The organism is Coleofasciculus sp., assembly GCF_046565525.1.
In the GTDB taxonomy this organism is placed as follows: Bacteria; Cyanobacteriota; Cyanobacteriia; order Cyanobacteriales; family Coleofasciculaceae; genus Coleofasciculus.
Genome location: NZ_JBKHUP010000100.1, coordinates 13130 through 27339 on the forward strand (window position 1 = coordinate 13130; position 14210 = coordinate 27339).

At 45.9% G+C, this 14210-nt stretch carries 11 protein-coding genes; 4 read left to right on the forward strand and 7 right to left on the reverse strand.

The window, feature by feature from the left end:
- Positions 1-12 precede the first annotated feature (12 nt).
- The 3 genes from ACLGGO_RS27805 to urtA all read left to right on the forward strand — a co-directional run bounded on the left by ACLGGO_RS27805 (position 13) and on the right by urtA (position 5648).
- On the forward strand, positions 13-537 hold the full coding sequence (locus ACLGGO_RS27805) for a YIP1 family protein (protein ID WP_446337912.1): 525 nt from the start codon (positions 13-15) through the stop codon (positions 535-537).
- A 51-nt stretch (positions 538-588) separates the two neighbouring features.
- Complete coding sequence (locus ACLGGO_RS27810; RefSeq protein ID WP_446421725.1) at positions 589-2334, forward strand: ABC transporter ATP-binding protein; 1746 nt, start codon at positions 589-591, stop codon at positions 2332-2334.
- A 527-nt stretch (positions 2335-2861) separates the two neighbouring features.
- Positions 2862-5648 carry an urea ABC transporter substrate-binding protein gene (gene urtA / locus ACLGGO_RS27815; protein ID WP_446337910.1) on the forward strand — a complete coding sequence of 929 codons (2787 nt, stop codon included), beginning with the start codon at positions 2862-2864 and terminating at the stop codon, positions 5646-5648.
- An 85-nt stretch (positions 5649-5733) separates the two neighbouring features.
- Here the strand turns inward: urtA and ACLGGO_RS27820 are convergent, their stop codons facing one another.
- The 6 genes from ACLGGO_RS27820 to ACLGGO_RS27845 all read right to left on the reverse strand — a co-directional run bounded on the left by ACLGGO_RS27820 (position 5734) and on the right by ACLGGO_RS27845 (position 12644).
- The gene (locus tag ACLGGO_RS27820) at positions 5734-6885 is read right to left on the reverse strand and encodes a glycosyltransferase family 4 protein (RefSeq protein WP_446337909.1); all 1152 of its coding nucleotides are present in this window, start codon (positions 6883-6885) and stop codon (positions 5734-5736) included.
- A gap of 20 nt (positions 6886-6905) precedes the next feature.
- Positions 6906-8369 carry an MFS transporter gene (locus tag ACLGGO_RS27825; RefSeq protein WP_446421726.1) on the reverse strand — a complete coding sequence of 488 codons (1464 nt, stop codon included), beginning with the start codon at positions 8367-8369 and terminating at the stop codon, positions 6906-6908.
- 200 nt (positions 8370-8569) lie between these two features.
- Positions 8570-9439 (reverse strand): DNA repair protein RecO, encoded by an 870-nt coding sequence (gene recO, locus ACLGGO_RS27830; protein WP_446421727.1) that lies wholly within the window; start codon positions 9437-9439, stop codon positions 8570-8572.
- A gap of 10 nt (positions 9440-9449) precedes the next feature.
- Positions 9450-10127, reverse strand: a complete 678-nt coding sequence (gene deoC, locus ACLGGO_RS27835) for a deoxyribose-phosphate aldolase (protein ID WP_446337957.1) — start codon at positions 10125-10127, stop codon at positions 9450-9452.
- A gap of 158 nt (positions 10128-10285) precedes the next feature.
- A complete protein-coding gene (locus ACLGGO_RS27840) occupies positions 10286-10972 on the reverse strand; it encodes a Uma2 family endonuclease (RefSeq protein ID WP_446421728.1) in 687 nt (228 codons plus the stop codon).
- Between the two features lie 241 nt (positions 10973-11213).
- Positions 11214-12644, reverse strand: a complete 1431-nt coding sequence (locus tag ACLGGO_RS27845) for a hypothetical protein (protein ID WP_446421729.1) — start codon at positions 12642-12644, stop codon at positions 11214-11216.
- A gap of 242 nt (positions 12645-12886) precedes the next feature.
- Between ACLGGO_RS27845 and ACLGGO_RS27850 the strand changes: the two genes are divergently transcribed.
- Positions 12887-13195, forward strand: a complete 309-nt coding sequence (locus ACLGGO_RS27850) for a hypothetical protein (protein WP_446421730.1) — start codon at positions 12887-12889, stop codon at positions 13193-13195.
- Positions 13196-13266: 71 nt separating this feature from the next.
- Here the strand turns inward: ACLGGO_RS27850 and ACLGGO_RS27855 are convergent, their stop codons facing one another.
- A complete protein-coding gene (locus ACLGGO_RS27855) occupies positions 13267-14055 on the reverse strand; it encodes an ABC transporter permease (protein WP_446421731.1) in 789 nt (262 codons plus the stop codon).
- Between the last annotated feature and the right edge of the window lie 155 nt (positions 14056-14210).

Consider the following 14210-nt stretch of genomic DNA (forward strand, 5'->3'; position numbering starts at 1 on the left):
TGATTACTTGTTATGCTGGATTCCTTTTATACAGCTATTTTCCGCCCCTCTTCAGAAATTCGCTCTCCCATTCAAGCCGCCATTGCCATTGGGTTACTTGTCATACTGATTATGGCGCTAAACGCCGCAGGTGCGGCGGGATTAGGTGTGGGGGGTATCCTCGGCTTTGGTTTGCTGTTCCTGTTTGCTGGATTGCTGGGTTGGTATTGGCTGGGAGCATCCCTGAACCTGGTGGCTCAATTGTTCGGGGGACAAGGGAATGGTAGAGAAAGCTTGAGTGCGATCGCGCAAGGCTTGTGGCCCCTACTCCTCACTGCACCTGCGATCGCGGCGAGTCAATGGTCTCAAACCCTAGGTGCTATGTTCTCTCTGGCGATTACCGTTGGCGTGTTTGCGACTCTGGCGATCGCCATCCGTCGGGTGCATCAGTTGAGTTGGTTGTCATCGATTCTCTGTGTGGCAATTACCTTTAGTCTTTCTTTCTTAGCGCTATTCGGACTCATCCTGTGGCCCCTAATGATTATTTTGGGCACCTAAACGCGAGAAATCAGCCATTGTCTGTGCCGAAAAATTGTTAGGATTTTCAACATGGCTAATTCTCGTATCCAAAAATTACTCGCCTATCTGCGCCCTCATACCACTCAGGTATCATTAGGCATCCTGGCTCTGCTGATTGTCAACGCGGTGGGGGTCTACATTCCCCTGCTGATTCGGGATAGTATTGAGGAACTCCGCATCGCCTTCGCCTTTGATCAGGTGTTGCAGTTAGTCGGACTCATCTTTATCCTGGCATCCTTGATGTGGGCGATTCGCATGGCATCGCGTATCTTCATCTTTGGGGTGGGGCGTCAGGTAGAATTTGACCTCAAGCAAAAGATTTTTCAACATCTGCTTACCCTAGAACCGTCTTATTTCTCTACGAATACAGCGGGTGATTTGATTAACCGCGCCACGAGTGATGTGGACAATATCCGCCGTCTTGTCGGGTTTGCGGTGTTGAGTTTAGCCAATATTGTCTTTGCCTACGGTTTGACGCTACCTGTGATGATGTCGATTGAGTGGCGGCTGACATTCTTGGCGCTGGCGGTTTATCCAGTCATGTTGATCACAGTTCGCCTGTTTAGTGATAAGCTGCGTACTCAACAACAGGCGGTTCAGGAAGAACTCTCAAACCTCAGCGAATTGGTTCAGGAAGATATGAGTGGTATCTCCCTGATTAAAATTTACGCCCAAGAAGAAAATGAACGGCGTGCCTTTCGAGGTTTGAATCAACGACTTTTATCGGCAAATCTGGGATTAGCCAGCACTCGCAATATCCTGTTTCCAGTGATTGAAGCCCTATCCTATATCAGCTTACTCCTGTTGATGTGGTTTGGAGCGGGTGCGATCGCGAGGGGGGCGATTACTGTGGGGGATTTTGTCGCCTTGGTTATTTATGCGGAACGGTTAGTCTTCCCCACCGCCTTACTGGGATTCACGATTACCACCTATCAACGGGGTGAGGTGAGTATTGACCGAGTGGAGTCAATTTTGACCATTGAACCCAAAATTAAAAATGCCCCAGATGCAATGGCGCTTGTGCAACCGATTCAGGGAGAGTTAAGAGCCAAACACCTCAGCTATACGTTCCCCGATGCCAGAACCCCAGCCATCCAAGCCGTTGACTTTCATATTCATCCCGGTGAAACGGTGGCAATAGTCGGTGCGATTGGTTCAGGAAAATCAACTTTGGCGAATGTTTTGCCTCGCCTGTTGAATATTGCACCAAATCAGTTATTTCTGGATAGCTACGATGTCACTCAGATACGCTTACCTGATTTAAGAGCCGCGATCGCTTATGTTCCCCAAGATAGCTTTTTATTTAGTACCAGTCTTAAAAATAACATTGGTTACGGCGCTCCGGGAAGTGAACAGCCGGAGATAGAACAGGCGGCAAAACAAGCTCAAATTCACTCAGAAGTTCTCAATTTTCCCCAACAATATGAAACAATGGTGGGAGAACGGGGAATTACTCTGTCTGGTGGTCAACGTCAGCGAATTGCCCTGGCTAGGGCTTTAGTCATGGATGCGCCGATTCTGATTTTAGATGACGCCCTCTCTAGTGTAGATAATCAAACCGCGACCAAAATTTTGGCGAATCTTTCCACAGGGGTTGACCGCAAAACGGTGATTTTTATCTCTCACCAGCTTTCAGCCGCAGCTACGGCTGATCGGATTTTTGTCATGGATGCTGGGAAGATTGTGCAAATTGGGACTCACTCTGAATTGATCCAACGTCCGGGGCTTTATCAATCCCTGTGGAGTCAGCACCAGATTGAGGAAGTTTTGCATTAATTTTGTCCTTCGTCATACTCGCTTCCCTGGAGAAGCAAGCTACGTCATTTGTCAGAGAACAGGGAATAGGGAACAGGGAGTGAGATATTGTAAAGTTTTGGTAACTAATTATTAGAATTGTCGCCGATTTAATTAAAGGTAAAAATTGATACAATTACCCATCGGTCAACTCGGTTATTATTCAAGGGGACATTGTGAAAAGCAATGGGCAGATGTTTAACGTTTGTCTAAATAGGGCATTTCACCTATCGTTGCGCTATACAGCTTCATTGAGTACCAGGGATTCGTGTTCAGGGTGTTTCGCTTTTGTCACTTTCCAACGTTGAAATTAAACGGCGGAGAATTGAGAAACCTTAAATGGAATCATTAATCCAGATGGCGATAGTATGACATCATGTCCGGCTGTATAGTTCGTCTATCATACCTGTCGTGATTGAGTCAAAAACCATACCCTTCTACCCTTTTACCCTTCTACCCTTCTACCCTTTTTAGGCACTTAACGGGAGAATATTGCGGGAACATCAGTAATGAGCGAATTCAACCAGTCAGTGATCAGATCTGGTGCGGCGATCCGTGTTGGTATTTTACATTCTTTAAGTGGCACAATGGCGATTAGCGAAGCCTCGTTAAAGGATGCGGAACTTATGGCGATCGCAGAAATTAATCAAGCGGGTGGTGTCTTAGGACATCAGATTGAACCCGTGATCGAAGATGGCGCGTCCAAATCAGCCACATTTGCCCTTAAAGCCAGAAAGCTAATCGAACAGGATCAAGTTGCTACAATCTTTGGCGGGTGGACTTCTGCAAGTCGCAAAGCGGTTTTACCGATCTTAGAAGAACTTAACGCCCTGATGTGGTATCCGGTTGAATATGAAGGACTCGAATGTTCTCGCCACATTTTTTATACCGGTATTTGCCCGAATCAACAAGTCGGTCCAGCGGTGGATTGGTTGCTAGCACATAAGGGGAAACGCTTTTATCTAATTGGTTCAGATTATGTTTTTCCCCGAACGGCGAACAAGTTAATTAAGGCGCAGCTTAAACAACAAGGGGGAAGTTTAGCTGGGGAAGATTATGTTCCTTTAGGGATGACAGACTTTGGTGATTTGATTGCCAGGATCAAGGAAGCTAAGCCGGATGTAGTCTTCAATACCTTGAATGGGGATAGTAATTTAGCCTTTTATCAACAATACAAAGAAGCAGGAATCACGGCGGCGGAGATTCCCATTTTAGCCGTGAGTGTCGCTGAAGAGGAATTGCGCCGAATTGGGGGAAGTATCGCGGTGGGTCATTATGCCAGTTGGAGTTATTTTCAAAGTATTAAGACTCAGAGAAACCGCGAATTTGTTCAGAACTTCCAGGCACGTTATGGTCAAGATCGTGTGACCAGTGATCCGATTGAGTCGGCGTATGTCCAGGTTTATCTATGGAAACAAGCCGTAGAAAAAGCGGGTTCTTTTGATGTGGAATTGGTGCGGGAAGCGGCTTATGGGCAACAGTTTGAAACGCCGGGAGGGAAGATTAGTATTGAGACGAATAACCATCTGAGCAAATATTGCCGGATTGGTAAGATTTTGGATGGTGGTCAATTTGAAATTGTCTTTACCAGTGTCGGGCGACTTAAACCTCAGCCTTGGTTAGGAATTGAAAAGTTAAGTGATCAGATCTCGCCCGTCGTGATTGATATGTTGGCAGAGGTGTCCCAATCGATTCAATATAGCTGCCAACTGGAACAAAAGTCCCGTGAATTGGAAGCAGCGATGGCGCAATTGATGGCGACGAATGAAAAGTTGCAACGCACTCAAGACCAATTATTGCAAGCCGAAGCCCAATTTCGTGAGTTACAAGATCAAGAAAAACTGCTGAAGCGTCGCTTGTCTAGTCAAATTCGCAGTTCTTTGGAATTAGAACAGATTTTGAAGACGGCGGTGAAGGAAATCTGTTGTTTATTACATATCGATCGCTGCCAGTTTTTGTGGTATCATCCCCAGAGTAGCCCGCCTCGTTTTGAACCCATGGAAGTGGCGGGAGAGTTGAGTGAGAATGGGGGAGTGCAATGGAACACGGCGGATGAACTTTTGCCGGATTTCCCGTTAATGATTCAGCAGCAATCGTTGCTACGGGTTGACGATATTGCTAGCGATAGCCAGCTTAATGGTAAGAGTCGCGATCGCTTCCTCGATGACGGACTACAAGCCCTGCTAATTGTACCCCTACAAACTCGCAGTAATAAAATTGGTGTCGTGGTTTGTGAACACTATCGGGAAAGTCGCTATTGGAGTGAACAGGAGGTTGAATTAATTGTTTCGGTAGTTGATCAACTATCGAGTGCGATCGATCAAGCTGAATTATATGCTCATAGTCGCACAACCGCCGCATTAGCCACAGCGCAAGCCGAACAACTTAAGCAAGCCTTGCATGATCTGAAAACCTATCAAACACAGTTAGTGCAGACGGAAAAAATGTCCACCTTAGGGACATTAGTCGCGGGTGTAGCTCACGAAATTAATAACCCCACCAGTTTTATTTACGGTAATCTTCACTATGCCAAAGAATACACCGAGGATTTATTAGAAATGCTGGGGTTGTATCAAAAATATTATCCTGAACCCGCACCCGAAATTCAAGATCACGCCCAAGCGATTGAGCTAGAGTTTCTGATCAAAGACTTGCCCAAAACTCTGGGTTCAATGGAGATTGGCGCAGAACGGATTCGTCATTTGGTGTTGAGTTTACGGAATTTCTCGCGTCTGGATCAAGCCCAAATGCAACCCATGGATATTCATGAGGGGATAGAGAGTACTTTACTTTTATTGCGAAATCGGCTGAAAGGGAATGGTCACAATCCAGAGATTGTATTGGTGAAAGAGTATGGGGAGTTACCCTCGGTTGAGTGCTATCCGTCCCAGCTTAACCAAGTATTTATGAATCTCCTGGGTAATGCGATTGATGCGTTAGAGGAAGTCGTCGCCCGGAATGGGACAAATTTTTTGCCGATAATTCGGATTTGTACAGAAGCGTCCTCGGTTGATTATGTGCGGGTGAGAATTCGTGATAATGGAGCAGGGATGACGGATGAGGTGAAGTTAAAGTTATTTGATCCGTTTTTTACGACTAAGCCGATTGGTAAGGGGACGGGTTTGGGGCTTTCGATTAGTTATCAGATTGTTGTAGACAAACATAAGGGAATTTTACAATGTCACTCTACTCCTGGACAAGGAACGGAGTTTATTATTGAGATTCCGGTGCGACAAAATCGTGAAGTTGTTGTTAGCCATGAAATGAGTATCCGACTCAAAGCTCAAGCCCATTAAGAAGGCTTTCCGGCTTCCCCTGCTCCCCCTGCTTCCCCTGCTCCCCCTGCTTCCTACCCCCACCACAATACTTATTCAGCAGACCCTAAGTCCGACTGCTGACCTGCTGAACTCGCCCTTGTAGCACCTCTTTATACAAGCTTTCTAATTGACTAATGTTCCCTCTTAGGGTGTACTTTTCCAGAACCCTAGCTCTTGCTTTTTGTCCTAGGAGGGTTGTCCATTCGGTATGATCCCGTAACAGGGGCAAAAGTGTATTCAATTGAGACGTGACCCGATGGGTATTGAGAATAATACCCGCGCCACCTTCTAAAACCTCACCATCCGCCCCCGCATCAGTGGCGACACAAGCCAGACCACAAGCCATGGCTTCGAGTAATGATAAGGAGAGTCCTTCTAATAACGACGGTAAAATGAACACATCTGCGGCTCGCAGAATGTCAATCCGCTGCTGTTCATCTGCCACAAATCCTAACCAAAGAATCCCATCGTATTTGTCATAAAAGGGTTTCAACGTAGACACCAAAGGTCCACTTCCGACAATCAAAAGCTTGCAGAGAGCGCCCATTTCTGACTGTTTCCACGCCTTGAGTAAAGCCTCTACATTTTTCTCTGTAGCAATGCGACCTTGGTAAACAAATAAGCGTTGGGCATCAACTCGAACTTTCAAATTAGATGTGCCCGGAGCATATTTGTGCACATCAACCCCATTGGGAATGACAGCAAGTTTGTGGCGAGGAACTCCTAAACGCATCAGAAAATCCCGTTGCAGTTGAGAAAAGATAATTACCCGATCATAATGTGCCAAAAACGGAGCGTAGAGTTGATAGGCAAACAGTTGGGTACCTGATTTTAAATTGCGGCGTTTGCCATCAAAGGGGGGATGAAATGTGGCTACTAGGGGTAAATTCAAGTCTTCACAGATTTCTGGAAGCAGAAAATCTAGGGGAGACAAGGTGAGAGACGCATGGACTAAATCCGGGCGGAGTTGCTGTAAGGCTTGTTTGAGCACCTTACTGGCTTTGGGTGAGGGAATTGTATAAACCTGGGATTTGTACAAGCAAGGGAGGGACACCTCTTGACAGCCCGACCACAGGGAGTCTGCGGCGACTTCGTCTTGGGCAAAATGGAGGAAACTAACTTGGTATCCCCGGTCAAGTAAAGCGTTGGTAACTTCTCGACCGTAAGTGACATTTCCACAAAAGGGTGATTTTTTTCCGATCCAGGCGATATGCATTCAGGTTGAATCGTGAGTCTCTATTTGTCAGCGTGGGTTAACATCGCTGATCCTGTAACGGAAATATACCAGTTTAGGCACCCTCCCGCGATCGCAATTATGGCTAAACTGAATAAGACAGGGGCTAACCCGATCCAAGTTTCGGCTAAACCCGCTAAGGCTAAAGGCAGACTCAGGGCTATATTCACCCCATTATTTTGCAGTCCAAAGACCTTACCTCGCATCTCTTCAGGGGTTTCTGCTTGAATCGTGGTTTGCATGGGAATCCCCACCATCGCCCCACACATTCCCAACAAGGCGGTCATTCCTAACGCCATCCAGAGATTATGGGTAAACAGGGATAAACCCGCTAGCGCCACCGACATACCGATCGATCCATAGAGACTCAAGCGATTGTGGGTAAAATGCTGACCCCAATGTCCCAGAATCGCCGCACCACCAGCCATTCCAATGCCCCCCATTGCCAGCAAGAAGCCAAATTGTGAGGCTTTCATCCCCGGAAGGGTTTCCGCGAGTCGTACAGCTAATACGGCTAAGGCAGCGAAAATGGAGAACAAAATTACTAATTGAATCATGGCATTGCGGACGCGCCGTTGGCGTTTGAGGTACAGCAATCCCTCCCAGATATCGGCAAAAACGTGAGGGGTTTCACCTTCAGTGGGTTCAGTATTTTCACCCGTTTTCAGCAGTAGCAGCAACAATCCCGCGATCGCATAAGCCCCACCGACGACGAATTCCTTGCCAAATTGCCAGTCAAGTCCCAGTTGCGCCACAAATTTATCGGTCAGGGCTAATAGGGGATCACCCACGGCAAATCCAATAATCAACGATGCCATCATTGTCGTGGTATATAGGGAATTCGCCGAGAGCAAATTACGACGCTTGACAATCAACGGAATCACAGCTTGTTCGGCTGGGGCAAAAAACTGAGTTAAGGTGGAAACCAAAAATGTGATAATCAACAATCCGTAGAAGCCAACGGGCAAATTGTAGATAGGACTCCAATCGGTCGTCAGCCATAACACCGCCGGGACTGACCAAACCAAGACACCTCGCAGCAGATTCGTCGAGACGAGTACTGCCTTTTTCGACCAGCGATCGACGAACACCCCCGCTAAGGAACCAAACAGGATAGCCGGAATAGTAAAGGCAATCATTAATGCTGAAACCCAACCACTGATGCTGGTTCCCGCCGCCTGAAAGTGGCTAGCAATCAAGGCAATCATCAACACCAGATAGATTTTATCGGCAAGCTGAGAAAAAACCTGACCACTCCACAAGGTTAAAAAATTACCATTTTTCAGAACAGGTACAAACCCTCGTTTTGCTGGTTCAGCAGGAGGTTCAGCCATTTTCGCCGGGACTTTCTCTGCTGGAGATGGCGGCTTTTGAGGTTCTCGATAATTGCGCTTAGTCACAGAAGATGACTTTTTTTGAGCAGGATGTTGGTTAACTCGTTTGGATTCAGATTCAGATAATCGCATTCTTTCTCATCAGTTGGCTGCTGTGGCTGATCAACCTCGATGGGTGAATCGTCCACTTAAAATAGTTTGATAAGTTTTTTAAGACACTACACTTTCTCTATCATCTCATGTCAACCACCCAGCGCTCACCTCTATTCAGGTATAGTTGGCGAGGTTGTAGGGGCGAGTCGCTGCTCATAGTAGGCGGTGTGAGAATTAACCTATAATTCGGCAGACATCGTCAAAGCGTTTAATAACCCGGCTGAGCGAATAGAACGACCAAAGTGATACTGAGCATAATCCCGTAACATACGCTCAACTTTTACCCAAAGGGGAGCGATCGCGTCTAGGGATGCTGGGGTTAATTCAGCCGCCGCTAGCTGTTGTACAATCGTTAATTCAACGGCACTCAGCTTACAAGTCAACCGTGGCAGAGGGGATTGAGAAATACCATGGTTACGGCTAACTAGGGGATGGAACAGGTTCTCAGGTTGAGACACCTCTACCGCTAAACGATAGGTTCCACCTGCCTCCACACTAAACCCTACTTGCCAATTCGGATCAGTAACATCAGGCTGAATCGGGTGCTGAGTGATACAACACTGTTGCACTTGCGGTGCAATCCCCGCCAAAGCTAATAGGTGAAAAATACCATGGCAAAGGTGTGCCAAAATTAGGGACGATCCAGTGGGGCTACTGCTTAAGGGGGGTAACTGTTCCAACCGCCGCAGATGCTCATTGAACAAGGCGTACAGTTCGGCTTGGGGTTGCTCACTTAGAGCATGACACAATACTAATTCTGCTAGGTACTGACTTGCGGCAAGCTTCCCCAAATCCTTCGCCAATCCTGGATAGGATTCCAAGGTTTCAGCCTGAGTAATTTTATCCAGCGATCGCCCTTTGTAAATCAGTAACTGATTGACCACAAACAAACCCATTCTACCCGCCAATTTCGAGTTCTGCTTGCGGGAACCCGGCGCCACCACCCGAATTAATCCCCACTCCGGCGTCAAAATTGTGACTAACCGATCCGCTTCACCTAGCGGCATACTTTTTAGGTTAATTCCAGTGGCGTTATAGGTTTTAGTCATTAGTCATTTGTCATTCTTCGTCTTTTGCCTCAAGCTGTTGCAACAATTCTGGCCCGCGAGAGGTTCCTAATCGGGTTGCTCCGGCTATAACTAAATCTAACGCTTGTTCGATTGTGCGAATACCCCCCGACGCTTTAATTCCAATCTGTCCCTTTGTCAAGTCTTTCAAGAATTTTACATCCGATACCGTTGCGCCTCCATGCCCACCTGTACTGGTTTTGAGAAATTGCGCCCCAGCATCCATGCAGATTTCGGCGGCGAGTTGTTTTTCATTATCGGTTAAAAGCGTTGTTTCCAAGATAGCTTTGACTGTTTGCCCTGTTTCCTCGCATATTTGGGCAATTTCTCGGTAGATTGCATCGGTGTTCCCAGTTTTTAATGCTCCTAAATGAAGCACGACATCTAGTTCCGTTGCCCCATTTTCTACCGCTTCTTGGGCTTCGTAGAGTTTTGCGGCGGCTGTGGTAGCGCCACTAGGAAAGCCAATCACAGCACAGACTTTGGGGGATTTATTGTGCAACAGTTCAGCCGCGAGTTTGACGTATACGGGATAGACACAGACTGTAGCAAAGGAAAATCGATCTGCCTCACGACAACATTTCTCCACTTGTTCGGGTGTTGCCGTGGGGGAGAGGAGGGCATGATCAATGAGGGGGGCAATATCGATATCGGGATAATCCATGGCGATCGCGTTTCTACTCTATAAAAATTAACACTTAAGACGAATGTCACGCTCCTTAATGTTGGTGGGCAATGCCCACCCTACTGCATATCCAGGGTGTTGGCGCTCCCCAAATGCACGCTTTTCAATGCCATTCCACTAACTTAAGACGTGACACCTAACACCTACTTCCGTGATGCCAAGTTTTGAACAAAATCTTGATGATCCTGACGGGCTAATCCCTGCTGCAATACGTCTAAAACTTTGGCTAAATTTCCGGCTAATAACGCGGCTCTATCTAGCCACAATCCAGGAAAAACGACTGAACAAATTATCCCCTCGCTGTTAGGTTCAATTTTAACGTAGTCTCCTGAGAGTAACCTAAACCAATCCAATTCACCGTTTTCAACCCGCCATACCAAATACTCTTTTACTCCATTGCGGCGATATACGTTGAGTTTTTGGTGCAAATCAATGGAAACACTACTAGCCGCAATTTCTACGATTAACTCAGGCGCACCTTCGATATAATCATCGTCGCTTATCGTTGATTGTCCACCTACTTTAATTCTCAGAATGGCATCCGGTTGAGGTTCGTTATCCAGATCCAGCCTAACTGTACAATTGTCGCCCAATTGCAGATTAGGAGTGAAACTTGTGTAGAAACCTAGCCACAGCATAATATGAGCATGGGGTTCGCCATGTTGGGTAATCCTCAGGGGAGATGCCATATAAACAATTCCTTCAATTAATTCGGCTTTTTTCAGATCAGGCATGGCTGAATAGCGATGCTCAAATTCAAAACGGTTGAGTTTGTCGCCGTTTTCTAAGCGGGCAATTGTTACTTGAGGAGAGAGTTTTGTCGATGTCATGGTCACCACTCGCGATCGCTGCCTTTATAGTACTTTATTATAAATGCTAGCCAGCTTGACCTCTCCTTAAAAGAATAGGATTGAATTTAAGGAAAATATTTTTTAATTTCTTCGTAAACGAAGAGGTCTTAGACCCAATTAATCAATTATCAATTATCAATTATTAATTATCCATTGATAAGCCATTCCGCCGGGGACGCTTATGGGCGTAGGGGTAACGTGATACGCAGAATGTGGGGAACTACTGAGGTGGGAGAGATTCCATCTCTTGACGTAGTTGGTCAGCTTCTTCTAAAGTCGCTTCTGGATCTTCATCGGTTGAACGCTGCACATAATTGAGCTTAAATTCTTCCAACAAGTCAGAGAGCAACGACTGAAGTTCTAGCTGGGTTGCCTCATCTTGTAGTTCTTTGCGTAGGGCATACTTAAAATTATGACTCAGTTGGTCAAATAGTTCCCGCCCTTTGAGATCAGAGTAAGAGGTGGCTAAGACTTCATAAGTGGCTTGGGCTAAATAATTAGCAAGGTTTTCCGTAACCTCTTTCGGTAAGGCTTTTATTCCCGGTACTTGTTGTAATCCCGTGTAAAAATCCGATTGTTGCAGCGCTCCTTTGAGACTATGATGCAACAATGCCTGTAAATCGGGCTGAACTTGAGGTAAGACTTTATAAATAGAGAGTTCTAAGAGTCGGTCGGTGATGGCATCAACTTTATTAATATCACTAACTTGGACGTAGGCTTCAGGTTGCAATATAGCACGCGCCATATCTCCTTTATCAACGGACTCTTTGGTTTGATTAATCAGTCGCACCATTAAAAACATGGATACCCGATCCGCCAAGTACGCCGCTGGTTCGTGGGTGACTTGTGCCAAAATTCGCTCCATATTCACCAACCCCGATTGATGCGATCGCACGGATACTGGAATAATCCGTAACCAGCGCCAGGTGGGAAATAGCAGCAGCATGTCGTACCAGCGCCGCCAGAGAGCATCTCCCCATGTCAACTTCTCTTGGCGTCGAGATATGAAGAAGGTACGCCCTAAAAGCTCAATCCCAAAAAAGGCGATAAAATAAAGGTCAATACGCCAGAAGTTATCCATGAGTTGACCATTTTCATCGGTGGGTCGAAAATAATTGCTCTCTAGTAGCGGTCGAACTTCGCTGTCAAAGAATGAGAGAGCATTTTCCCAGCCTGCTTGCGCCAGATACTCCTGTCTCCAAAATTGCGAAAAGGCTTGCTTCGCTGATTCAGTATTGAGATGATCCCGCATCCGCAGCTTGAGTTTAGCAAATGTACCAAACTTGTTGGCTGCCAAAAATGGGTTCTCTTCAATTAGCTCATTACTTTGTTGGCGCAACTCTTGTAATACTGGCTCAATTGGCGGTGCTTGCAATCCTTGCTGGGAGAGTTGCACGGTTAAAGCATCAACGGTTTTGAGGTAGCGTTGGGTATCTGGATGAGGCTCAATACTTTTAACCGGATCATAGACTGTAACGATCTTAGGAAATTCTCGCACATAAACATCCCGCAATGGAATATAGCTGAGATTGAATAACGCCAGCAGGATATTTGCCAATGCAATTAAAGCGGTGAGCTTATTCCACCAGTTCCGACCTCGATTTTTGTAGGAATCGGCATAGGTATTCTTCACTAGAGCTTGTTCTGCCATTTCCCCGTTGAATAATTACTGCAAACAAATCGGGGCAAGTAGGTTACCCCTATTTTAACTGAGCGTATCAGACGCTACAAAAATTTAGTTACCTCGCTAGATAGAAGACAGAAATGAATTATATCATTCAAGAGATAGATGCATCAGCAAGACGAATCACTCAATAATGAAAAAGGAATAAAACATTTATAGCTGTATCCAGCCTTTTTTAGGCAAATCTTTGACGTTAACGAGGAATTCTTATGGCTACCCAACCCGAACAGCAACAGATAGTATACCGAGATAAAGTGCAAGCTGAGTTAAACAAGCTAAATGCTCAGGTTGACGAAATGAAAGCCAAGGCAGCGCAAGTTCAGGCTGATGCTAAGATTCAGTACAGTAGCCAGATCGAGGAATTGCAAACCAAACAGGTTGCAGTGCAGATGAAACTTGAAGAACTCCAAGCGGCTAGCCAAGATGCTTGGGAAGATATCAAAACTGGTGTAGAATTAGCTTGGCTGGATTTACAGCAGTCGTTCCAGAATGCAGTTGCTCAATTTGATCAAAAATAGTGATTGGTGATTGGGTAAGCGGTTTGTTTTAGTTGCCGATGTAGAGACGTTGCATGCAACGTCTCTACATCTCACGCTCCCATTCCCGAATACTGCTTCAATCCCTTGCGCCACAACCAGCGATTGACGCCAAAAAATAACAGTCCCCAACCTAACATCACTAAAATTCCTTGGACAATATTAACAGGTAGCCCAACTAACAACGCGGCGGGAAAATGAGCCAAGTAAGGGAAAGGAGTCCACTCCGCAACGGCTCGAACTGCGGGTGGAAAGACTTCCAAGGGTGCCATCATTCCTGAAAGAAATAAATAAAATAAATACCAAAATTGTTCTAGTGAAGTGGCTCGCTCTGTCCAAAACGCTAATAACGCAAACGTATATTGGATTAAAAAACGTAAGGCAAAAGCCATTGTAGTGACGACTAAAAATAATAGCAGACTCCCTAAACTCGGTAGCCAAAAAGCTGGGGGATAGAGGAAAAAGAATAAACCTAGAAGTACAACTGATAAAGGCAGGCGGACAAAACGTTCTGATACATGCCCTGCCACATGATGCCAGACAGGATCAATGGGTTGCAGGAGTTTAGGCGAAAGTCTTCCTTCTACCACTTCCTTTTCAAAATCAAAAATCATCCACACCACAGTAAACTGGCGAACGATAAAAACCGATAGGAAGTAACGCATAAATTCTTCCGGTGTTAGCTCAAACTCCCCTCCCTGAGATGCCTTAATCCAAACTCCCATAAGAATCAGTGGTAAGCTATTTGAAAGTATCCAAAAAAAAAGCTCTGCCCGGTATTCCAACATGTGAGCATAGTAAACAGACAGAAATACTTTACTGGTGTTAATGAATCGATTCATATAAATTAGGGATAAGGCTCCAGGGCAGATGGCAGAAGGGGAAGAGGAAAGGAGTCAACTGCCCCACCCACTTTTGGGTTTGTAGGTTAAAAACTGCTCTTGCTGATAGAATGCCCAACTCCCCAGCCACTTATTCATTTTCTTGCCCCGTCGCT

Excerpts from the sequence above, each read along its gene's own strand:
- ACLGGO_RS27805 (WP_446337912.1), top strand. The coding sequence starts at position 13 with ATGCTGGATTCCTTTTATACAGCTATTTTCCGCCCCTCTTCAGAAATT.
- ACLGGO_RS27810 (WP_446421725.1), top strand. The coding sequence starts at position 589 with ATGGCTAATTCTCGTATCCAAAAATTACTCGCCTATCTGCGCCCTCAT.
- urtA (WP_446337910.1), top strand. The coding sequence starts at position 2,862 with ATGAGCGAATTCAACCAGTCAGTGATCAGATCTGGTGCGGCGATCCGT.
- ACLGGO_RS27820 (WP_446337909.1), bottom strand. The coding sequence starts at position 6,885 with ATGCATATCGCCTGGATCGGAAAAAAATCACCCTTTTGTGGAAATGTC.
- ACLGGO_RS27825 (WP_446421726.1), bottom strand. The coding sequence starts at position 8,369 with ATGCGATTATCTGAATCTGAATCCAAACGAGTTAACCAACATCCTGCT.
- recO (WP_446421727.1), bottom strand. The coding sequence starts at position 9,439 with ATGACTAAAACCTATAACGCCACTGGAATTAACCTAAAAAGTATGCCG.
- ACLGGO_RS27840 (WP_446421728.1), bottom strand. The coding sequence starts at position 10,972 with ATGACATCGACAAAACTCTCTCCTCAAGTAACAATTGCCCGCTTAGAA.
- ACLGGO_RS27845 (WP_446421729.1), bottom strand. The coding sequence starts at position 12,644 with ATGGCAGAACAAGCTCTAGTGAAGAATACCTATGCCGATTCCTACAAA.
- ACLGGO_RS27850 (WP_446421730.1), top strand. The coding sequence starts at position 12,887 with ATGGCTACCCAACCCGAACAGCAACAGATAGTATACCGAGATAAAGTG.
- ACLGGO_RS27855 (WP_446421731.1), bottom strand. The coding sequence starts at position 14,055 with ATGAATCGATTCATTAACACCAGTAAAGTATTTCTGTCTGTTTACTAT.